The following is a 22,319-nucleotide window of genomic DNA, read 5'->3' as shown; positions in this document are numbered from 1 at the left end:
TCAGAAAGAAAGTTTTAGTATTGAGAAATCATCGGGCAGATTACTGTCGCGATTGAGCATTTTAATATGTGTATAAAGTTTATCGAGTTCTGAGTTGTCGACCGACTGTTCTTTCCCGACCAGATCCCTCATCTCCTCGAGAGTCCACATCTTTCCCGGTGCCACTTCCACTTCATAGACACCGTCGGAGAAGACATAGAATTTAGAACCTTCCGGCACATCCACTTTGGCAGATTTGTAAGGAAAACTTGGAAGATGCCCAACAATCAGATTCTTGGTGATCAGTTCCTTGACCTCACCACCGGGAATAAAGAGGAGGGCAGGGGGGTGACCCGCACTTCCATAGACGAGTTCACGGGTTGTCTTGTTGAAAACACCGTACCAGATGGTAAAATAGAGATTGTTCTGTTTTTCCATCACAAATGTCTCGTTTAGTGTGTTGAGCACCGAAACGGGGTCTCTAAAATCGGTATTGGGAAGTGTCTGACTTCTTAAAACATTCAGTGCGGAAACGGAGAGAAGTGCGGGCCCCACACCGTGGTCACAAACATCGAGAAGATATACGGCAAAATGTTCGTCATCGATCCAGTGATACCCAAAAGAGTCACCTCCGAGATCAGCCGAGGGTACAAATCTCCACTCCGAGAGTACGATCCCCTTTTTCAACGGGTCGGGCAGAAGAGAAATCACATATTCCGCAGCACGGTTAAGTTCGTTTGCAAGTGCCTCCTTGCTTTCGAGGAGAGCCTGATACATTTCATTTCTCTCCATCAGGGCGATATAACCTTTGGAGTGGTACCTGATTCTTGCGATGAGCTCAATCTTGTCGGGGAGCTTCACGAGATAATCGTTCGCACCCACTTCAAATGCATCGGCTTTTGTTACCGCCTCCTCTTTTGAGGAGAGAACAATCAGGGGAACATCCTTCAGCCTCGGATGCCCCCTGAAGAATTTTACAAGTGTGAGGCCGTCGATATCAGGCATCACGAGATCCTGTAAAATAACCGTTGGTTCTATCTCTTCCGCTTTGGAGAGTGCAAGGGCAGGCTCCTGACAGAAGTGGAACTCAATATCTTTTTCTGTGGAAAGCATCATTGAGACTGCACTTCCGACAATTTGCTGATCATCAATCAGAAGGACTTTTATTTTGTACTTTTTAAGTTCCTTGTTCTGCTGTATCATTATTTAAATTCCTTTCTTCCATAAAGAAGTGACAGTTCGAAAGCTATTTTAGCGGGATCAAGTATTTTTTTTGCTGCATTAATGTCTGCCGCAGCTTTGGGCATTCCGTAAACTATTGAGGACGCCTCATCCTGAGCGATGGTCAGCCATCCGTTTTCCTTTAACTTGAGCAAACCTTCTGCACCGTCCTTCCCCATTCCCGTCAGAAGTACGGCGGTGTCTTTTGCACCCCAGTTATCGCAGAGGGAATGGTAAAAAGCATCCACCGAGGGGCGGTATGGGTAATCCTTTGGTTCTGTCACATACGCAAACTTGCCGTGACTGTCAAGAATCAGATGGTCATTCGTTCCGGCGAGCAACACCTTCCCGGGTTCGGGTGCCTCTCCCTGAACGGCAATGTTTACGCTTAGCTGAGTCTGTTTATCCAGCCAGCTCGCCAGTTCCTCTGCAAATCTTTGATCAACATGCTGTATAACAACGATGGCAGCGGAGAATTTTTCGGGAAGTGCTGAAAAAATGGTGGCAAGTGCCTTGGGGCCCCCCGTAGAGGAACCAATGGCAACAAGAGGGAAGTCCATTTTTGCGGGCTTTGGTGCAATAACCGGTTTAAAGTAACTTTTCCCTTGAATCAGTCTTTTCAAAGAGTTTATTTTGTTGATCAGTTCCTGGGCACCTGTGGCGTTTCCCGAAAAGTCGAAAACAGGCGTGGCAACAGCATCAAGGGCACCGTGCCCCATTGCTTCAAAAACCTTCGACGAGTTTGCGCCAACCGATGCCGTTACCACAAGGATTGCGCACGGGGATTTTTTCATAATTTCCGCGGTAGCCTGAACTCCATCCATCTCCGGCATAATCAGATCCATCAGAATCAGATCAGGTCTGTCTTTTATTGCAAACTCTACCGCCTGCTTGCCGTTGTAGGCAACCCAGGCAATTTCGAGGCCATCGATGGCTGAAACCACCCTCCTGAGAGCTTCGACAGCGAGGGAAAGATCATTAACAATTCCTATTCTCATTTTGCCTCTCCGATCAGATCGATCACTGCATTAACGAGTGATTCGTCATGAAACGAACTTTTGGTAAGATAATAGTTTGCTCCGGCATTCAAACCCCGGAGACGGTCTTCTTCCCTGTCTTTGTATGATACAATCATGACAGGTATGGTTTTAAATTTAGGATCGGATTTTATTTTTTCAACGAGTTGGATTCCGTTCATTCTTGGCATATCGACATCAGTGATCACAAGATCGAATTCCTCTCTTTGCAGCGAATTAAAGCCGTCGACTCCATCAACCGCAGTTGTAACACTGTAGCCGTTGTTTTCGAGGAGTTTTCGTTCCACTTCCCTGACAGTGAGAGAATCATCCACCACGAGTATTTTTCTGGTTTTACCGGATATCATAAAGCTTGATGTTACTTTGTCGAGCTTCGAGCCGTGAATATACTTCTCGATGGAACGAACAAGATCGTCGGGGTCGATGATCAGGGCGACAGACCCCTCCTCGAGAATTGCCGCGGCTGAAATGTTTGGTATCTTCCCAAGTTTTCCATCCATGGCAGAGACAACAAGGTCTCTCTCTCCGAGGAAGGCATCGACAGCAACAGCATACTTCGCCGTTCTGTCACCAATGACAGCGAGATTGATAAACGCCCCTTTTTCACTTTCGCCGGGGAGATTCATCAGTCTGGCACAATTTACTATGCCAAGATTCTCATTATTCCATTTAATAAACTGTCTGTCTTCCACCGTAAGTATTTCCTCTTCCCTGATGCTGAGGAGTGTTTCAACCCTTGCAAGGGGGACGGCGTAAAGTTCTGCGTTAACCTTAAACAGCAGGGCTCTAATGACAGAGAGGGTAACGGGCAGTTGAAGTGTAAACACACTCCCTTTTCCGGGCTCCGATTCGATCTTGGTTTTCCCACCGACCTGATGGATAAGGTTCATGACGATGTCAAGACCGACACCCCTTCCGGAAACCTTGGTCACTCCGGCTTTTGTGGAGAACCCCGGGAGGAAGAGGAAGTCGAGGATTTCGGATTTACTGAGGCTGCCAGCCATTTCAGCGGTGACATACCCCTTCTCGACAATCTTTTTCCTTAACGACTCATCATCTATTCCCTTACCGTCATCCGATACTGAAATGGTGAGGAATCCTGCTCTGTGTCCTGCCTCGAGGAGGATTTTGCCCGTCTCTTTCTTTCCGGCTTCGATCCTCTCTTCGGGTGATTCGATTCCGTGGTCGGCGGCATTGGCAATCAGATGTGACAGGGGGGCCTCAATTTTATCGAGAATGTCCCTGTCAATCATTGTATCCTCGCCAACTATTTCAAGACGGATTTTCTTTCCCGAATCTTTTGCAAGGTCCCTTACCATTCGGGGAATTCCGTGGAGGCCGTCGGAAATTGGCCTCATTTTTGATTCAATAACCTGATTTCCGAGTGATTCAGAAAGTCTTTCGATGTTTCTTGAGAAGACATCGAACTTGTCGATCATAGTATTGATGTTCCACTCGAGTCTTTCAAGCACCTCCTGCGTACTGTCGAGTTCTGCAGCCACTTCCGGGAAGACCCCAAGGTTTTCCATGGCTGCATTAAGTCCTTCCTGACTTCTCATGGCTTCTCTCAAAGTCTGCTTTGTTGCAAGCAGATACCCCTGAAAAGGTTTGGTAAACTTTGCCTGAATCTTTATTTCACCGGCGAGACCCAAAAGTCTGTTGAGGTTTTCTGCAAGCACCCTTACAAAGAGGGCGTCTTCCTTTTTCTCCTGCCGTTGTGTCTGCGGCTGAGGGGAGGGAGGAGGCGAAGCAGCCTGAACTTGAACCTGCGACGGAGAATCAGATTGTTTTTCCCCGCTTTCAACCGTTGTTTTTGGTGTCTGTGCAGGTTGAGGTGGTGCCGTTTCACCTTTTGACGCTGCAGTAAGGGCGGAGGAAAGGGAGTTGATTTGATCTATATTATTGTCAATTTCTGAAAAAATCTCATCAACAGGGAGTGCGGCTATCATTTTAAATAAATCGTTTCCCTTAAGGAGCAGATCGATGTGATTTCCTGTGAGCCTGATTTCCCCCTTGAGGGTATGACTGAGCAGGTCTTCCATCGCGTGGGCAAGTCCCACTGCCTGATGGACGCCAACAATTCTGGCAGCACCCTTGATCGAGTGGGCGGAACGCATAAGGGGTTCAAGTTTCTCGTTGGAGGTCTCCCCTTCGGCATCCACAAGTCCCTTTTCCAGCACTTTGGTATGAGATTCAAGTTCTATCTTAAAGAGGTCGACGAGAACGGGATCGTAATTGGGTTTTACTTCTTTTTTCTCTTTTTTCGGGGGTTCCTGCTGAACAGGTGCAACAGGTTTGCTGAAATAACCGGCAAGATCCTGAATTACACTCCTCTTCTCTGCGAGAAATCCGGCAAGATCTGCGGGCTCTTTGTTCCCGAACTCTCTGAATATTTCACCTGCAGTCACGAAGAAGTTCTCGTGGAGTTCCGAAAGATTTCCGCCCGACTCGATGAGTTGGTTAAGAAACGATTCCATCGACTTGCACAACTCTGCAACCGGATCGATACCAACGACTTTCGCAGCCGACCGGATTGCCTGAACGGTGGAAGCTATCACTTTCAGATCATCTCCCGTACCGGAGGAAACAGCAGACTCAAACTTCGGAAGGTTGTCCGTGATTACGCTGCGAAATATCTCTAAAAGGGCACTGTTTTGCATGCTTATTGAAATTTAATTGATGATCTGAACGATTCACAAATCTTATGCTCATCGAGCAGGGCTGCAGTTATCTCATCGAGTTCGAATATCCCTTTCGAGAATATTTCACTCGATTTCTGAGCAGTTGAAGGAAGTTGTTTAATGGTCCCGGAGATGATACGCGATACACCGATCACTTCATCCACTTCGAACACCACTCTCTCACCCGCTCCTTTTATTGCTATCATTCTTTTATACACTGCCTTTTCTGACTTTACCTCTTCCCCGGACCGGGAGATGCCAAGCAGTGCATCAAGATTGAAACAGAGCAACAATTCACCGTCTATATTAACCAGACCTCTGAAGGTACGGTTTGTTCTGAACGGAACAAAATGGACCGGTTTCAACTCCACGGCAACAAGGAAACTGTTTGTATCGATGGCGAGAAACTCCGTACCCAGTCTGAAAATTGTTACGGGAAGGTCGCCTCTCTCTTTGGTCTCTTTCTTTTTTGAAAGCGCCAGTGTCCATGAGTCGAGAAACTCGTGTGGAATCTCACGGTCGAAGAATTCCTTGGCTGAATTTGAATAAACCGGACAGTGTTTGCAATGAAGGTATTCTGCGAGACTTTCACATGATTTGTCCCCAAAAACACCGATTACCTTCCAGCACCTGTTCTCTTTTTTAATTTTCATCGCGACCTCTCCTGAAGCCGTTTTATTCTGTCTTTATAGATTGACGCTTTATCCCTGTCCCCCTTTTTTTCATAAAGAAGTGAAATGTGTACAAGGGATTCAAGATGATTCGGCTCGAGATACAATACTTTCAAAAAGTTGTTCTCCGCTTCATCCATCAGCCCTGTTGCAAGATCAATCTCTCCCATCAGACAAATAAGGTCTTTGTTTGTGGGATCATTAAAGAGAAGCTGTTCGCACTTTTTTCGGGCGGGTGTCAGTTCCCCTCTGTTGGCAAGTTCTTTTATATAGTCAAGATCGAATTGCTCCTCTTTTACGACGATTTCAACACGGCTTGAAGTAAAAAGGGTTGACCGCTGCTGCCTTGGTGGCAGGAAAGGAGATGCCGGTTTTGCCGGTTTGGGCTGAAGAACTTCTCTCGTCTGCCGAAATTCCGTTGCGGGCTTCTGGTGACCGGCCTCAAAAGGTGAAAGAGCGAACGATTTTGCCCGGGGGATCGCCCTGAAACCGGAAGAAGAGAAAAACATTACTTCTGTATGCCCCGCAAAAAGGATACCATCGGGCCTCAAAAGTCTCTTTATGTTCGCCACAGCAGTCTCCCTGCTTTTCCCGTCGAGGTAAATAACCAGATTCCTGCAGAAGATCATATCATAACCGGATCTGTTTTTGAAGAACGACCCGGAAACAAGATTTTCATTATGAAATGTAACCATCGATCTGATTCTCCCCGCAATAATAAATGCGTCTTCTGATCTCACAAAGTATTTTGCTATCATCGCCTCATCTTCACCCCGGAATGATGATTTACTGTAGACTCCTTTTTTTGCCTTGTCGAGTGCATTCAGGCTGATGTCAACCGCATCAATGAGTAACAGGTCGGGAGGATAACCAATATCAAGCAAAGCCATGGCGATTGAATAGGGCTCCTCACCTGTGGATGAAGGAACCGAAAGAATTTTTAATGGACGGACCTGATCCGTCATAAATTTGGATTGAACCTCTTCTTTTAGAAATACAAAAGGCTCGATATCCCTGAAAAACCAGGTTTCAGGAACCACGATCATTTCAACAAAAGCCTGCAACTCGCTGTTGCTGCTCCGCAAAAGGATGCCAAAAGCGGTAATGTCGTTTAATTCAAGTTGCGACATTCTTCGTTTTACCGCGAGTTCGATGCTTTTAATACCTATTGTTGAATAGTCCAGCCCTATTTTTTCAGCGAGCAGTTGTGTGATTTCCTGAAGACCTTGATCGAAACTACTCACTTGCAAGCTCCGTAAAAAGGTTCTTTTTTACATAAGCAGGGAGCAGGTCATTTATGGAGACCAACTGGACGATACCGGTTTTAAGATTGATCAGTTTACCGAGATAACTTGCCTCCTCTGTAATGTACCCGGGTGATTGAAGTTCATCAGGCTTTATCCTGATGATATCCATTACCTTTTCACACAGAAGACCAAGAAGATGAGATTCATTTTCCACGAAATAATTTACGACTATTATACGAGTGCTGAGAAGCCTTTTTGTGGAAAAGCCCATAAGAAGGTCTCGCAAGTCGATAACGGGAACAATGCTGCCTCGGTAGTTGAACCTTCCTGCAAAATAGGCGGGTGCCTTTGGCATGGGAAAAAGATTCACAGGCGGAATAATCTCCACCACTTCCTTTGCATCCACTGCGTACCGGTTTTCACTTATCTCGAAAGTAAGGCAAAGCACCTGTCAGCTCCCGAACTTGAATTTTGAAACCACTTCACGCAGGGACCTGACGGCTCCGTCGAGTCTGGATGTAATCTCACTGAATTCCGAAATCGATTCCCTGGTGTGTACCGCTACTGCATTCAACTCACTCATCGCATCGCTGATTTGTGCTGCGCCGTCTGTCTGCATGTGCATTTGTGAACTGACCACTTCGAAACTCGGCAACACATCCCTGGTATATTGAATAATCTCATTGATGCTTTCGGCAATTCCGGAGATTCTGCCCGCACTTACCCTTGTCGTACCGGCATAAGCCTCAACTCCCACAACGCCCTCCTTAACAGCCTGTTGCATTTCATGAATCATCTCCTCAATCTCGAGGGCTGCCATGGCAGTTTCCTCGGCAAGCCGCTTAATCTCTGCGGCAACGATCGAAAATCCGGCTCCATATTCTCCAGCTTTCTCTGCTTCAATCGATGCATTGAGTGAAAGAAGATTGGTTTGTGTAGCAATTTTTGTGATGGCTGTTATTACATTTGAGATGTTGCCGGTCTTCTGATAGAGCATGGCAAGTTTTTCCGAGATGTCTTTTGACCCCTCCTCGAGGGATGCCATTGAACCTGTAATCTCATTTAATCCGGCGACACCTGTATCCGCAAGCATCAGAGTTTTTCCTGATTTATCCGCCACTTCCTCGACTGTTTTGGAGAGGTGGATGGAACTGCTGTGGATCTCTTTCCCGGTGGCATTCACTTCTGCGGTTGAGGCAGCCTGTTCATTTATGGCTGTGTTCAGTGCCTGAATCGAAGAGGTTATCTGAGTTACTGAGGAAGTGACCGCGATGCCGGCTTTTCCGACTTCACCGAGTAGAATTTCAAGATCAAAGATTGTGCTTCTGACAGCACGGAAGAGGTTCCATATCTCATCCTTGTCTTTCGACTTTTCCTCACCCGAGATGCGGTAGGTAATCTCCATTTTGTGAATTTCTTCCTTCGCAGAGTTTATATCTCCCTCGGCAAGGTTCCTGGTAATAGCAGCAACACCGTACACCGGTTTTATTATGCCTCGTGCTGTAAAATAGATAAAGATCAAAGCGAGAACAAATGATGCACCGGCAATAAACAACCTGAAAAGGATGCTTAAGTAGAAAGTATTAATACGGGTATCGATCACCTTCTCAAGTTCATCGAGGGTGGCTGTCCAAAACAGGAGGCTTTCATCGAGTTGCTCGGAGGTAAGAAGAGTAAGATCCTCAACACCGTATAACTTGTTGTTTCTGATGATGTTTTCATAGATCTCAATAAGAGAACCGATACCTGTTTTATATTTTTCGACCATCGGGGGAAGTGTCTGAGAAAGGGATCCGGATTTTCCGTGAAATTCAGGGTCCTGTTCAATTGCACTGTTTATGGAACCGGGAATATCATCCATTATCGCTGTTCTTAAGGTCCTGTTCAGATAGATAATCTCTGAAAGCCTGTCGAAACTGTAAACCGTGTCCTGCTCATCCTCAACCGCAAGATAAAACGAGTTGGAAAGCAGTTCCTGCACTTTGGGCATCCTAAGGACTGCCACATCCATCAGGTAGTATGAGTCACCTTCGGGGTCAAGAATAAGCTTTGACTTGATAGACACCAACTTCATCAGTTTGTAAAAGTCATTTATCAGTTTGTCATATTCCTGCTGGACCTGCGTAGTCTGTCCTGTTTTGCTGACGGTGAGGAGTTTCTCCCATTTTCCCTGAAGTGCCCTTGGTGAAAGGTCGTAGTCCTGTTTTTTGGAGAGTGTTTCCTGATCAAGTTCGATGTTCGCTCCCTCTTCGTCTGCGGTCATTATCAGTTTATCAAACTCATCCTTTATTCTGGAATTAAGGGCTGCGATGTGCGACTGAAAATCAGCTTTCGAGGAGGTGCCGGCAAATGTGAATGATTTGTGTTCGAGGATGTGAACCTTCAACGCGCTAAGAGGGCGGATAAAACTTATGCCGCTTTTCTCTTTTTCTGCAAACTCGACTCCCTGCCAAAGTGAATTCAGATTTATTGCAAGAAGTATGGTCAAAGGAATTCCAAGCAGCAAACCGATAAAAACGAGTTTTTGCAAAACCGTCAGGCGACGCAGAAGGATATTGAAAGTTAATTGAAGCTTTTCCATAACTTAGCTTGTCTTAAATCGTTGTAATTCGTCATTGAGCGTGGAAACTGCACTATTCAACTGGCTTGTTGCGGATTTGAATTCCTGCAGCGACTCTCTCGTCTGTTCGGCTGCAACAGAAAGCTGCTGCATCGACTCGCTTATCTGCTCTGCCCCCTCCGTTTGGCGTCTCATACCGTAGTTAAACTCCTCGAAGTGGGGGGCGAGTTCGTTCACATTGTTGATTACATCGTTAAGCCTCTCGGAGATTGTCGAAACAGTAATGCTGTCTCTCCTCACCTCTTCAGAGAATTTATCCATTTCCATTACACCGGAAGAAACCGATGACTGCATTTCCCTGACCATGTGTTCGATGTCGTGAGTGGCGATCGCTGTCTGGTCGGCAAGCCGGCTGATCTCTCTGGCAACCACTGAAAATCCTTTTCCGAACTCACCGGCTTTTTCCGCTTCTATGGCAGCATTCAATGAAAGGAGGTTCGTCTGATCGGAAATCTTGTTGATAGTGGTAACAACAGAGGAGATTTTATTTGCTTTGGTGTTTATTATCGAAAGTTTGGCGGATATCGAACCCGTCGCATTTATCAACTGGTGGATGGCAGACTCGAGTGTTTGAAGATTGTTTCTTCCCTCGAGGGCGGTAGTGGCAGCAGTCGAGACACTGTTGCCGATGTTCTCCTCGAGAGTTTTTAAAAGGCTGTTGGAAGTTTGGAGTATCTCCTTCGCAGTGGCAGTGACTTCCTTTATTGATGCTGCCTGTTCGGCCACTGTTGCTTCCAGTTCCCTCGCTGATGCGGTAATCTGTGTGACTGAGGAATTTACCTGAACTCCCGAAGAGCCAACCTGACTGAGGAGAGAGAAGAGGTTCTTTGCCATCTTCTTTACGGCTGCCACGAGTATCAAAGATTCATCGCTGTCTTCAATCTTGAACAGTTTTGCGAGGCTGAACGATTTTTTATGTTCAATTTCAAACTTTTCAAGGAAATCGTTTCCCGCCTTTAAATCACCGATTGCGATTTTCTCAACACTTCCAATAAGTTGAGTCACAGGTTCGGTTATCTTGTTGCTCAGGTACCAGCCCACAAGGAGTGTGAGAGTCAGGATTCCGAATGTCCATAACAAAATATTCAGAGTGAACCCCTTCGTTATGGCATCAATTCCCTCCTTGGCGGAGTAATATTCATCCTCGTAAGTGGAGGCAACAATCACCCAGTCCCAGCTATAGAAGTGAATCGCAACCGAAATTTTCCTCCTTGGCGCGTTGCCACTTCCCGGTTCCGACCACATATAAGAGTGGAACACCGCATCTTCAGATTTAACGGCTTCATCAATCAATGTCTGTACATAATATTTTCCGTCGACATCTTTGTTGTACCAGGCACTTTCACCCTCTTTTTTACCGTCCTGAGTAATCAGGTATTTCCCTTTTCTCTCACCCGTTGCACCATAAACGGTAACCTTGCCCGTCTCACCGACCTTTACAGACTGGATGTTTTTTCTAAGGGAGGGAACTGCTTCTATCTGTTCTCCGACACTAAGAACCGCGATAATCTGTTTGTTGTCATCAAAAACGGGCTCGTATGAAGCGATGTACCAGGAGCTTCCGACAAGTGAGATTCCCTTGTAACTCTGCCCTTTCAGAATTGCTTCCACCACTTCGTTTTTTGTACCGTCAGGCTTTACCGCAGGGATAAATGTTCCGAGTGATCTTTGCTGCGAATTGGTTGAAACATTGGTGGCCACTCTAATCAGGTCACCTTCGTTGTTCATTCTTTGAAATACGCTTGAAACCACACCCATTGAGTTGTGAATTTCGTCGACAATTGGAACCGGTGTGGAGAACGAAGTGACCTGTCCGAGCCACTTCCCGCCGAGCATAAGTTTTGGAATGGTAACTTTGATGCTTTTTTTGGTATATTGATCAATAGCTATCCATTCAACTTTGTCACCGCTTAACTTTAGTCCGCCATCTGCTTCAAGTATTTGCCATGCAATTTTCTGGGCACGGTCGACTTTTTCCTGAATTAGATCGTTGGAGGTGCTGCAGAGTGAGAACATATCCCAAACTATCTGCTTGAGTGCCTCCCTGCCGAGGGTATCAAGTTCGGCTTCCGTTCTCTCGCTTATGTTTCCTTTTATACGGAAAACTGCGATTTGAGTGACAACAAGCGGCAAAAGTGCGGCGAACAGCACGAGTGCTATTACTTTACGCCTAAGAGTAAGCTTCACGGCTTCTCTCCTGAATTTTTAATGATTGATGATGTAACCGGAATACGAATTCTATTATAAAACAGAAACTTAATTTCTTAAATAATTGAATCATATACAAATATAAAAACCAACTAAATGATTATTTTTTATCATTATTTTTAAAAGTTTCTTCAAAAAGAACAATTTTGTATTTTTTCAACCTTTGAAGCGTCACGAAAGAATTTAATTCCCTATGTCTCAAACCCCTTTAATGGCTCAATATTTCAAGATAAAACAGGCAAATCCAGATACCGTCCTCCTCTTCAGGATGGGGGATTTCTATGAGACATTTGAAGAAGATGCACGAATTGCATCAAAAGTACTCGGTATCACCCTCACCAAAAGAGCAAACGGTGCCGCTGGCGAAGTGCCCCTCGCAGGTTTCCCCCACCATGCAGTGGAAAGCTATCTCCCGAAACTCGTGAGAGCCGGTTACCGTGTCGCAATCTGTGAGCAGGTGGAAGACCCGAAACTCGCCAAGGGAATAGTGAAAAGGGAAGTCATCGAAGTGGTTACTCCCGGAGTTGTTTTCTCGGATAAAGTGCTCGACCTGAAAAAGAACAACTACCTTATGGCTGTGAATTTTGCGGATCCTGTCTCGGGTGTGGCGTTCTGTGATATCTCCACTGGCGATTTTTCCCTCTTCGAAGTGGAGACTGCACACCTCACCGATCAGATCGGTGTGATTGCCCCGGCGGAAGTCCTCTCTCCGCGAAAATCGAGGGATGTTGTCACCGCCCTCCTCTCTTCCTCGGGAAGTGAAGCGAGAATAACCAAACTTGACGACTGGATTTTTAACCGTGAGTATGCAAAGGAAATCCTTTTGAAGCACTTCGGAACGGTTAATCTAAAGGGATATGGTGCGGGTGAAATGGAGGTCGCTCTCCCTGCCGCAGGTGCGGTACTCCACTATCTACAGGAGACACAAAAAGCAAACCTGACCCACCTGACAAAACTCTCGGTTTACAATCCTTCAGAGTATATGGTTCTCGACTGGTCAACCAAACGAAATCTTGAGATTACATATTCGATGGCTGACGGAGGGAAAGACGGGACACTTTTTGCGGTCCTCGACAAAACCGAAACTCCAATGGGCGGAAGACTCCTCAAAAAATGGATATCCTCCCCCCTCACGAAGCTTGAACCGATACTTCAAAGACAGGAATCTGTTGAAGCCCTCTACAATGTGAAAAAGACGAGAGAGAAGCTTAAAAAAAGCCTCTCCAACATCGGTGATCTGGAAAGGCTTATCTCCAGAATCTGCACGGGACGAGCCACACCAAGGGAAATTGTGTCGCTGAAATATTCCCTGCTGGAAATTCCTGAGATAATCAAGATTTTATACGAAATCGACAACCTTGTAATGAACCGTCTGAGGGAGTCACTTGTACCCCTGAACGATGTCACTGCAAAAATTGATGAGGCAATCTCCGATAATCCTCCGCTTTCTCTCGCTGATGGAGGAGTAATCAAGCGCGGATACAGCATCGAACTCGATGAAATGAGGGAAATCCTCTATTCGGGCAAGGACTGGATCACCGACCTCCAAAAAGTGGAACGGGAGAGAACGGGAATCTCCTCTCTTAAAATAAGTTTCAATCGTGTCTTTGGTTACTACATCGAAATAAGTAATGTCCACAGGGAAAAGGTACCCCCCGAGTACATCAGGAAGCAGACCCTCGTGAACGCTGAAAGATACATTACTCCCGATCTCAAGGTCTATGAAGAAAAGGTTTTGCACGCGGAAGATAATATCCGTTCCCTCGAGTCGGAGCTTTTTAACGATGTAAGAATGTACACTTCATCATTCACGGAAGTGGTGCAAAAAAACGCAAAACTGATAGCCATGCTCGACTGTCTAAACTCGTTCGCGGAAGCCGCTGTTGAGTACAACTATGTAAAACCTCTCGTAAACGAGTCAAAAAAGATAGAAATATTCGATTCCCGTCACCCCGTGGTTGAAAGGATACTCCCTCCCGGAGAGAAATTTACATCCAATGATTACCTGCTCGACTGTGAAAAGGACCAGATAATAGTGCTCACCGGACCAAACATGGCAGGAAAATCGGTTTATCTCCGTCAACTTGGGTTGCTGGTGTTGCTCGCACAAATCGGTTCCTTTGTCCCGGCTAAAAAAGCTGAAATCGGAATAGTTGACCGGATTTTCACCCGTGTGGGAGCAAGCGATAACATCACTGCCGGTGAAAGCACATTCCTGGTTGAGATGCAGGAGGCGGCTAATATATTGAATAACGCAACTGACAAAAGCCTCATCCTTCTCGATGAAATCGGGAGAGGTACCAGTACATTTGACGGACTCTCAATTGCGTGGTCGATGACCGAATACCTTCACGAAAACCCCCGCTCCGCTGCAAAAACACTATTTGCCACCCATTATCACGAACTGAACGAGATGGCGGAAATATTCCCGCGCATCAAAAATTACAGGGTGCAGGTGAGGGAATACGATGACAAGGTAATCTTCCTTCACAAGGTTTCACCGGGAAGTGCAGATCACTCCTACGGTATTCAGGTAGCGATGATGGCGGGTCTCCCGTTGGAAGTTACTTCGAGAGCAAAAGAGATTCTCTCAAACCTTGAAAGCAAGGAACTTACTCCTTATGAAGTGAAAAAGGCAAGAAAGATCAAAAAGGAGCAGGAAGAACAGGGATTTTATCAATTGTCACTCTTTGAATTTACGGATGACGCACTGAGGAAGGAGATTTCGGATATAAAAGTTGAGGAACTTACTCCAGTTCAGGCACTGAACAAACTCGATGAACTGAAGAAAAAACTTAAGGACTGACGGAGAGACCTATCCGACTTTTTTCACAACTCTGAAACCAAATGTGGCAGATCTCGAGTTGGGTGATGTGTAAAATCTGTTTGAGTTTCTGGCTGAGTTGCTGTCATAATTCCAACTTCCACCGCGGAGAACCTTTCCCGTTCCCTTGTCAGGTCCCTTGGGATCGATAACCTGCTCACCCGAGTATGGAGCATACCAGTCCCAGCACCACTCCCAAAGATTTCCCGACATATCGAATATTCCGAGTTCATTGGGCGATTTCTGCTTCGGTGGACGCATTTTTCCGTTCGAATTCTGTTTATACCACCCGACCTGTAGAGGATCATCATTTCCGCTGAAAAGTTTCATTTTGCCCGATTTGCCACCCCTTGCAGCGTATTCCCATTCCGCTTCGGTCGGCAACCTGTAGCCGTTTGCCTTGAAGTTGCAGGTGACTTTCTGTCCGCGTATTGTGTAACAAGGATTCAGATTGTATTTAAGGCTGAGGTTGTTGCAAAACTTGACGGCATCGTACCAGCTTATGTTGTTTGCAGGAAGCGAGGGCTCACGCACAATTGAAATGTTGTTTCCCATTACATCTTCCCACAATCCCTGGGTTATCTCGGTCGTTGAAATATAAAAAGCATATACCGTAACATCCCTCAGTTCCGATTCATCATCATCACACGGAATCCTGGGATCGAAACAACCCATGGCAAAACTCCCTCCCTCCACAAAAATCAAATCAAGTGGCTGTGCCCCTTTCTCTTCATTCACAAAAGAGAACGAGAAAAGGGAAAGTGCCAGCGCTGTGAAGAGGAGTTTCATTCGTATCGCACGCGATTAATTGCCTTTTCTGACAAGGCGAAGACCGGTGGTCGATTTTTTCTGTCCCATTCCCATCGAATCACGGGCAGCGACCCTTGATTTACCTTCTGTCGAGTTCCAACTCCCGCCTCTGACCACGATTTTTCTTCCCGATTGCGGTCCTTTTGGATTGGCAACTTCATTCGGGTTGTATTTATCGTACCAGTCGTTACAGAATTCTGCGACATTTCCTGTCATGTCATATAAACCGTTGGTGTTTTTGTTTTTTTGGGCAACGGCATTGGTCTTTTTGCCTGAATTGGAATTTATCCATCCGACCATTTCGGGTGAATTGCTGCCTGAAAAACGGAACTGTTTTAGGGAGTCGGAACCTCTTGCGGCGAATTCCCACTCGGCCTCGGTCGGCAATCTGAATCCTGTAGCAGCAAAATCGCAGGAGACGGAATCCCCTTCAATTTTATATGCGGGGGTAAGTCCTTCCTTCTCACTCAATTTGTTGCAAAATGCCACCGCATCCAGCCACGAAATGTTTTCGACGGGAAGGAGTGCTTTGTCTCCACCCGCAGCAAATATTGAGGGGTCACTCCCCATTATTTCCTCCCAAAGGGCACGGGTGACTTCGGTTGTTGCTATGTAAAACTGATCAACAGCAACGAGGCGGACGGGTTGTTCCATCCTCGTGGTCGAACCCTGTTCAAGTGTGGCTCCCATGTAGAAATAACCGCGGTCTATTTTATTCATCACAAATCTGTTTTTTACCATCTCCGAAACAAGCATGTCATCACTTCCCGGTTCAAGTTTTAGATCGAGGGCATAAGATTTGTCTTCAAGAATGGTTATTTCTTTTCTCAATCCTTTGTGTCCTTCACAGGTTACAACAACCGTGTAATCCCCGACAGGGAGTTCCTCAATAATTTTGGTGCCCGTAAACTCAAATTTCTTCTCGAAATTTTGGATAAGTTTCACTTTGCTCGTAAAAGGAACCGAGTTGAAAAGGAATGTCCCTTTTATTCTTTTTAGATCAATCTTCACATTCGTCGTTTTGTTTTTTGCCACGGAGATGTTTTGTGAAAAAGGGTACCAGGATGAATCAATCTGTGCTGTCAGGAGATGTTCTCCGGGAGAAAGTTCGACTCTGTTTACAGCGCCGTAATCAACACCATCAACATTTATCCGCACATTATCAGGTTTTCTTGTAACAGCCAGAACTCCCGCGTTTTTCTTCAGGTTTACATTAACCCGGGAGGTTTTCCCTTTTTGAATAGTAACTTCGGTGCTGTATGAGTCATGAAGATCGGCGGAAAGGGATATCAGGTACTTCCCCGGTTCAAGCTCAACGGTTTTGATGCTTTCGTAATTTGCCTTGCCAATCATCACGAGTGAGTTTGCGGGGGTTACATTAAGCTGTAAAACACCCGTCAGTTTCTCAAGATTTGCCTTTATTGTGGTAGTTTTCCCGCGGGTTATGGTTACTTCAGTCCTGTATTCCGAATAATTTGTGCCTGTTACCTTGACCCTGTGAGTGCCGGTAACAAGTTCATACTGCTGCTGTTGTTCAACCACCTCGCCATCTATTTCGACGATCAGATTTTGTGCATTTGAATTTATTTTTAGGAATCCGGTGTTCTTAACCAGTTTCAGATCGAGGGTGTAAAGCTTTGCAGGAACGGTTCCGTCGATGGTTTGAACCACGGGGAGATACTTGTCAAGCTCAACCCTCACGGTATATTTCTTTACAGGGAGGAGATATCCCGCATCGCTGGTCCCCTTAAATTCATCATCAATGTAAACCGAGGCACCCTGGGGTGTCGTTTTTACGAGCAATCCCGTAATATTCTCCGGTTCCATTATAAAAATGAAGTGGCGGTTGTTCTCCGATACAGTAAACTTGCTGTTATATGTTTTGTAACCCGCTTTTGTCAGTTCCACCGAGTATTCACCAACGGGAAGTTTTTTCACTTCCGCAGGCACCACGACTGTGCCGTTTATTTTGCATTGAGCGTCAAAAGGTGATATCTGAATCGAAACGCTCTGTACAATATCCCCTTTCTCTTTATGAAGAGAGGTTGAAAGAACCGGCATCGATAATATTATCACTGCCAAAAAAAGCGTTTTTACGAATATGGTTTGAAGTTTCATGGTACCGGAATTGTGTTTATAGTAAAGATTGATTATCAAACCTAAAATTTAACCATTTAGGAAGTATTTGCCAAATCCGTGAGGGGGAGGGGTGGGAAGACCTTGTACTGTGAACAGCATAACCTCCCCGTTTAGTATATTTGTTGTTTGAGTTTAACAAATTACTTGATTTGGAGTCGTTTTGGATATTCACAATTTATCGATAAATACTATTCGTACCCTCGCAATGGATGCTGTTCAGAAGGCAAATTCAGGGCATCCGGGTGCGCCGATGGGTCTTGCCCCGCTCGGTTACTTCCTTTTTAACGAAGTGATGAACTTCAACCCCAAAGAGCCGCATTGGATAAACAGAGACAGATTCGTCCTCTCGGGCGGACATGGCAGCATGCTCCTCTATTCCCTTCTTCACCTTTCGGGGTTCGATCTTTCACTCGATGACATTAAAAATTTCAGACAATGGGAAAGTCTCACACCCGGTCACCCCGAAAGAGGTCACACAAGCGGTGTCGAGGCAACGACCGGTCCGTTGGGTCAGGGTGTTGCAAACGCAGTGGGAATGGCACTCGCTTATGAGTTTATGGCTGCCAAATTTAACAAACCCGGGTTCGAGATATTCGATCATTTTGTTTATGCCATCTGCGGTGACGGTGACATGATGGAAGGAATTTCCCATGAAGCTGCATCTTTCGCAGGGAACCAGAAACTCAGCCGCCTCATCCTTTTTTATGATGACAACGGTATCTCGATCGACGGAAAAACCTCTCTTTCTTTCACTGATGAGACTGAAAAGAGATTTTTAAGTTACGGCTGGAATGTCTATAATATTTATGATGTGAACGAACTGGACAGACTCAGGATGGTGCTTCACGAAACCAGAAGCAGTGACCGCCCCTGTCTCGTGATTACCAAAACAAATATCGGATACGGCAGTCCCAACAAGCAGGATACTGCAAAAGCTCATGGTTCCCCTCTCGGAGATAAGGAAATAGAGCTGACCAAAAAGAACCTTGGCTGGGAATACCCCGAGCCGTTTACCGTTCCTGATGAAGTGAAGACACACTTCGCCACCGCAGTTGAAGATAAAATTAAAACATGGGTTTCGTGGAACAACCTTTTTGCTGAATACAAAAAACAGTACCCTGATGAAGCGGCACTTCTTGATCTGGTTTTGGGTGACGGACTCAAAGGTGAATTTCCCATTGACGAATCGATGTTCCCCGACCTCTCGGAAAAACTTGCATCCAGAGCATCTTCGCAAAAAGTGATTAATACCCTGGATAAGGCATACCCCACATTGCTTGGCGGTTCTGCCGATTTAACCGAGTCAAATCTTACTGATTTTAAGGAATTGCCCTCTTTTTCACCCGCCAACAGAAAAGGAAGAAATCTCCATTACGGCGTTCGCGAACATGGAATGGGCGCTGTGATGAACGGGATGGCGATGTATGGCGGAATAATTCCTTTCGGCGGCACTTTCCTCGTTTTTTCCGACTACATGAGGCCGGCAATTCGTCTTGCAGCGATGCAAAACCTTCAGGTAATTTATGTGTTCACTCATGACAGCATCGGACTTGGTGAAGACGGTCCTACACACCAGCCGGTTGAGCATATTCAAAGTCTGCGGATGATTCCGGGTTTAACCGTGATCAGACCTGCCGACAGTCACGAAACAGTTTATGCATGGAAAGCAGCTCTTGAAAACACAACAGGTCCAACAGCACTTATTCTTTCCCGTCAAGGTTTGCCCGTTATCAAAGAGAAAGCCCAACCGGTAGAAAATCTCGCAAAAGGTGCCTATATAGTGAGGGACTGTGAAGGAACTCCCGATGTAATCCTTATCGGAACGGGTTCGGAACTTGAACTTGCTGTAAAAGCAGGTGAAAAGCTTGCGGAAGCCGGTAAAAAGGCAAGAGTTGTAAGTTTTCCTTCATGGGAACTGTTCGAACTCCAAAGTGAAGAATATAAACAAAGCATTTTCCCCGATGAAGTGAAAAATCGAGTTTCAGTTGAAGCCGGTACAGGTTTTGGCTGGGAGAGATATACAGGAAGCCGAGAAAAACAAATCTCTCTCGATCATTTTGGTGCCTCAGCCCCTGCCGGTATCCTCTACGACAAGTTCGGGATTACGGTTGAAAAAATCGTAGAGGCTGCAAACAAATAAGAATATAAATATGTTTTTAACGCCGTTACAAATTGGTTCTGATACCTTTAGTGTAACGGCGTTTTTTTTATTCCACTACTTTAATCAAAATTTCTCTGCTGACAAAGACCTCGGTCATAAGTTCAGTAAGGATTTCCTGAGTAATCCTGTTGAAATCGTCTTCCACGGGAATTACGCCAACTCCGCCGATATCCACTGATGCGGGTGAAAGGAGAATTCTCTCTTCCCCTTCTGCGAAATAGCGACGGGGACGGTGCTTCTCTCTCAAAAAGACCACAGCTTTGAACCCGTTTCCATCGTGCCAGGCAATGATATTCAACAAAGGCTCTTCATCGAGATGCATTGCAGCTTTGTATTTTTCGTAAACTTTGTAAAACTCTGCGGAAACGGAGTTTACCTCTTTTCCCTCGAGAAATATCATTTTCCTGATTCCGTCATCAATCCCTGAAACGGATACGCCTGAAACCGACCGGGAAACAACTGTGTATTTTGCCTTCAGGGAATCAAAATCATTTTCCACAGTCATGAAGTTTCTTGTTCCCGCCTGAAAATGGAAATGATCAGGAGCGGAGGCGCCGCATTTGGGTCCGTTGTAAAAAACCGTGTAATTGCCGTCAAGATCCTCTGCAAGAGTGAGGAGCATTTCAAAATTGCCCGAAATCTGCTGCGGAAGATGTTCTCTGTTGGGAATTGTAAAATGTTCGGGGAAAATCGGGAAAGGATTTACCAGAATTCTGTATCCGTTTTTATACTCGAGTCTTTCCTGAGCGGGCGGAAGACTCTCCTCGCAGAGGAAGCATTTCCTCTCTTTGATGCTTTTAGGGTCCACTTTTGCGGAAGTGGAGGTCATTCTTCCGGGGTTGTACTGCACTTTTAACGAAAATCCGTCGTACCTGAATTCGTGTGTTATCACTGTGGCAAGACTTCCATAACCGTTCACGCACCAGTCCCAGTCTCTTTTTTGCCTCTCTAAAAGTTCTTTTGCTTCTGTTGAATATTTTGACATTTTAATCCGGTTCCATAAAATTGAATGTGCAAAATTATGGATATCTTTGCAGATCAAAAAATTAACAGTGTGAAAAATGACAGAAATAAAGGCAGTGGTCTTCGACCTCGGGATGGTTTTAATCCCTTTTAATTACGATTTTGCCCTGAACAGACTGAATCTTATCAAACCGGGTTCGGGTGACAAGGTAATGGAGTTTGTGAAGGAAAACTACCACCATTTCAGAGCGTTTGAAGCGGGAAAAATGAGTGTGGACGAGTTTATTCCGATGCTGATGAAAGCGGGAGAAGTTGAGGGGATTATCGACAGGGAGAAGTTTTGCTATATCTACTCGGAGATCTTCTCGATTAATTATGATGTGGTGGAACTGCTCGAAAGATTGAAACAAAATTACCGGCTTTTCCTCCTCTCAAACACAAATCCAGTACATAAAAAATACGGATATGAGAATTTCAAGTTCCTCCGTCACTTTGAGAAACTTTTCCTCTCGCATGAGATTGGACATGTAAAGCCCGAACCTGAAATCTACAGGGCAGTTGAAAAATATTCAGGATTGAAACCGGAAGAACATCTTTTTATCGACGACATTATGGACTACGCCGAAGGTGCCCGTAATTGCGGGTGGAAGTCAATTCGGTTTATTAACTACAGCGATTTAATTGATAATCTCAAAAATCTGGGAATAACGATTTAAGATTTTTATCCGTACATGACCTCTACCCATACATGACCCCTTCCGGGGCCATTGTTACATCTTGTGTTGTTTGTACCAGTCGTAAGTAAGTTTGATGCCATCCTCGAGTGAGGTTTTATGCTTCCAACCGAGGGCATTGATGCGCGACACATCCATTATTTTTCTTGGGGTACCGTCGGGTTTGGTCGAATCATAAACAACTTCGCCCTTAAATCCCGTGACGGAGGCGATTATCGAGGCGAGTTCGGAGATCATCAGATCAACGCCGGTTCCGACATTCAAGTGTGTAATCCCGTTATCGTAGAGATCGGAGGCATCTATGTTCTCGATCGAAAATCTTATGGCACCGGCGAGGTCGTCAACAAACATGAACTCTCTTTTTGGTGTGCCAGTCCCCCACAACTCAACTTTGTCACTTCCTTCCTTCACCGCGGTATCAAATTTTCTCATCAAAGCAGGGAGTACATGCGAGGTTTTCAGATCAAAATTGTCATAGTAGCCGTAAAGGTTTGTCGGCATCATTGAGAAAAAGTTTGAGCCGTATTGTTTGTAGTAGCTTTCACAAAGCTTAATGCCCGTTATTTTAGCGATGGCATACGGTTCGTTGGTATATTCGAGGTAACCCGAAAGAAGTGATTCCTCTTTTAAGGGCTGGGGAGCAAGTTTCGGGTAGATGCATGAACTTCCGAGAAAAACCACTTTTGAACAGCCGTTTAGATGTGCTGCGTGAATGAGGTTTGCCTCGATCATAAGGTTATTATATAAAAATTCGGCACGGTAGGTATTGTTCGCGAGGATTCCTCCCACTTTTGCAGCGGCAATCACCATCACATCGGGTTTCTGCTTTGCCATGAATGATTCCACACTCTCCTGACGCATCAGATCGACATCGTCTTTGTCGGCGAGAAGCAGATTTGTATATCCGTTTGACTGAAGATTGCGGGTGATGGCTGATCCAACCATACCCTTGTAGCCCGCGATGAATACTTTTTTGTCTGTGAAGTTCTCTTTTTGCATTTACCTTAAATTTCCATGTTTTGAC

15 protein-coding genes are annotated in these 22,319 nt (G+C 45.5%); 3 read left to right on the top strand and 12 right to left on the bottom strand.

Features of this window, described 5'->3' with window-relative positions:
- From J0L60_03045 to J0L60_03010, 8 genes are read right to left on the bottom strand one after another with little or no spacing between them, the layout of a single operon-like run.
- The gene (locus J0L60_03045; protein ID MBN8545087.1) at positions 1 to 1,182 is read right to left on the bottom strand and encodes a SpoIIE family protein phosphatase; all 1,182 of its coding nucleotides are present in this window, start codon (positions 1,180 to 1,182) and stop codon (positions 1 to 3) included.
- A complete protein-coding gene (locus tag J0L60_03040) occupies positions 1,182 to 2,198 on the bottom strand; it encodes a chemotaxis response regulator protein-glutamate methylesterase (protein ID MBN8545086.1) in 1,017 nt (338 codons plus the stop codon). The genes J0L60_03045 and J0L60_03040 overlap by 1 nt, the downstream gene beginning before the upstream one ends.
- A complete protein-coding gene (locus tag J0L60_03035; protein ID MBN8545085.1) occupies positions 2,195 to 4,897 on the bottom strand; it encodes a response regulator in 2,703 nt (900 codons plus the stop codon). Before J0L60_03035 ends, J0L60_03040 begins: the two co-directional genes overlap by 4 nt.
- 2 nt (positions 4,898 to 4,899) lie before the next feature.
- On the bottom strand, positions 4,900 to 5,571 hold the full coding sequence (locus J0L60_03030) for a chemotaxis protein CheW (GenBank protein MBN8545084.1): 672 nt from the start codon (positions 5,569 to 5,571) through the stop codon (positions 4,900 to 4,902).
- On the bottom strand, positions 5,568 to 6,833 hold the full coding sequence (locus J0L60_03025) for a hypothetical protein (GenBank protein ID MBN8545083.1): 1,266 nt from the start codon (positions 6,831 to 6,833) through the stop codon (positions 5,568 to 5,570). Before J0L60_03025 ends, J0L60_03030 begins: the two co-directional genes overlap by 4 nt.
- Complete coding sequence (locus tag J0L60_03020) at positions 6,826 to 7,284, bottom strand: purine-binding chemotaxis protein CheW (GenBank protein MBN8545082.1); 459 nt, start codon at positions 7,282 to 7,284, stop codon at positions 6,826 to 6,828. Before J0L60_03020 ends, J0L60_03025 begins: the two co-directional genes overlap by 8 nt.
- 3 nt (positions 7,285 to 7,287) lie before the next feature.
- Positions 7,288 to 9,417 (bottom strand): methyl-accepting chemotaxis protein, encoded by a 2,130-nt coding sequence (locus J0L60_03015; GenBank protein ID MBN8545081.1) that lies wholly within the window; start codon positions 9,415 to 9,417, stop codon positions 7,288 to 7,290.
- A 3-nt stretch (positions 9,418 to 9,420) separates the two neighbouring features.
- Entirely contained in the window at positions 9,421 to 11,643 is a 2,223-nt protein-coding gene (locus tag J0L60_03010; GenBank protein MBN8545080.1) for a methyl-accepting chemotaxis protein, read from the bottom strand.
- 232 nt (positions 11,644 to 11,875) lie between these two features.
- Between J0L60_03010 and mutS the strand changes: the two genes are divergently transcribed.
- Positions 11,876 to 14,470, top strand: coding sequence for a DNA mismatch repair protein MutS (gene mutS / locus J0L60_03005; protein ID MBN8545079.1), 2,595 nt, complete (start codon positions 11,876 to 11,878; stop codon positions 14,468 to 14,470).
- Between the two features lie 9 nt (positions 14,471 to 14,479).
- Here the strand turns inward: mutS and J0L60_03000 are convergent, their stop codons facing one another.
- Both J0L60_03000 and J0L60_02995 read right to left on the bottom strand, forming a co-directional pair.
- Positions 14,480 to 15,277: an SUMF1/EgtB/PvdO family nonheme iron enzyme gene (locus J0L60_03000; GenBank protein ID MBN8545078.1), complete on the bottom strand. Its 798-nt coding sequence runs from the start codon at positions 15,275 to 15,277 to the stop codon at positions 14,480 to 14,482.
- A 15-nt stretch (positions 15,278 to 15,292) separates the two neighbouring features.
- Positions 15,293 to 17,416 carry an SUMF1/EgtB/PvdO family nonheme iron enzyme gene (locus tag J0L60_02995; protein ID MBN8545077.1) on the bottom strand — a complete coding sequence of 708 codons (2,124 nt, stop codon included), beginning with the start codon at positions 17,414 to 17,416 and terminating at the stop codon, positions 15,293 to 15,295.
- A 226-nt stretch (positions 17,417 to 17,642) separates the two neighbouring features.
- Between J0L60_02995 and tkt the strand changes: the two genes are divergently transcribed.
- Complete coding sequence (gene tkt, locus J0L60_02990; protein ID MBN8545076.1) at positions 17,643 to 19,577, top strand: transketolase; 1,935 nt, start codon at positions 17,643 to 17,645, stop codon at positions 19,575 to 19,577.
- A gap of 67 nt (positions 19,578 to 19,644) precedes the next feature.
- On the opposite strand, the gene J0L60_02985 is transcribed toward tkt, so the two are convergent.
- A complete protein-coding gene (locus tag J0L60_02985; protein ID MBN8545075.1) occupies positions 19,645 to 20,583 on the bottom strand; it encodes a DUF4922 domain-containing protein in 939 nt (312 codons plus the stop codon).
- Between the two features lie 76 nt (positions 20,584 to 20,659).
- On the opposite strand from J0L60_02985, the gene J0L60_02980 reads away from it, so the two are divergent.
- Positions 20,660 to 21,277 (top strand): HAD family phosphatase, encoded by a 618-nt coding sequence (locus J0L60_02980; protein MBN8545074.1) that lies wholly within the window; start codon positions 20,660 to 20,662, stop codon positions 21,275 to 21,277.
- A 54-nt stretch (positions 21,278 to 21,331) separates the two neighbouring features.
- Here J0L60_02980 and J0L60_02975 read toward each other — a convergent pair whose 3' ends face one another.
- Positions 21,332 to 22,294, bottom strand: coding sequence for a GDP-L-fucose synthase (locus tag J0L60_02975; GenBank protein MBN8545073.1), 963 nt, complete (start codon positions 22,292 to 22,294; stop codon positions 21,332 to 21,334).
- Positions 22,295 to 22,319: the final 25 nt, after the last annotated feature.

The organism is Ignavibacteria bacterium (assembly GCA_017302895.1).
In the GTDB taxonomy this organism is placed as follows: Bacteria; Bacteroidota; Ignavibacteria; order Ignavibacteriales; family Ignavibacteriaceae; genus UTCHB3.
This window is presented reverse-complemented; position numbering and strand designations above follow the sequence as displayed.

What these genes read in the sequence shown, in the direction of transcription:
- J0L60_03045 (MBN8545087.1), bottom strand. Translation starts at nt 1,182, where the DNA reads ATGATACAGCAGAACAAGGAACTTAAAAAGTACAAAATAAAAGTCCTT.
- J0L60_03040 (MBN8545086.1), bottom strand. Translation starts at nt 2,198, where the DNA reads ATGAGAATAGGAATTGTTAATGATCTTTCCCTCGCTGTCGAAGCTCTC.
- J0L60_03035 (MBN8545085.1), bottom strand. Translation starts at nt 4,897, where the DNA reads ATGCAAAACAGTGCCCTTTTAGAGATATTTCGCAGCGTAATCACGGAC.
- J0L60_03030 (MBN8545084.1), bottom strand. Translation starts at nt 5,571, where the DNA reads ATGAAAATTAAAAAAGAGAACAGGTGCTGGAAGGTAATCGGTGTTTTT.
- J0L60_03015 (MBN8545081.1), bottom strand. Translation starts at nt 9,417, where the DNA reads ATGGAAAAGCTTCAATTAACTTTCAATATCCTTCTGCGTCGCCTGACG.
- mutS (MBN8545079.1), top strand. Translation starts at nt 11,876, where the DNA reads ATGGCTCAATATTTCAAGATAAAACAGGCAAATCCAGATACCGTCCTC.
- J0L60_03000 (MBN8545078.1), bottom strand. Translation starts at nt 15,277, where the DNA reads ATGAAACTCCTCTTCACAGCGCTGGCACTTTCCCTTTTCTCGTTCTCT.
- J0L60_02995 (MBN8545077.1), bottom strand. Translation starts at nt 17,416, where the DNA reads ATGAAACTTCAAACCATATTCGTAAAAACGCTTTTTTTGGCAGTGATA.
- tkt (MBN8545076.1), top strand. Translation starts at nt 17,643, where the DNA reads ATGGATGCTGTTCAGAAGGCAAATTCAGGGCATCCGGGTGCGCCGATG.
- J0L60_02985 (MBN8545075.1), bottom strand. Translation starts at nt 20,583, where the DNA reads ATGTCAAAATATTCAACAGAAGCAAAAGAACTTTTAGAGAGGCAAAAA.
- J0L60_02980 (MBN8545074.1), top strand. Translation starts at nt 20,660, where the DNA reads ATGACAGAAATAAAGGCAGTGGTCTTCGACCTCGGGATGGTTTTAATC.
- J0L60_02975 (MBN8545073.1), bottom strand. Translation starts at nt 22,294, where the DNA reads ATGCAAAAAGAGAACTTCACAGACAAAAAAGTATTCATCGCGGGCTAC.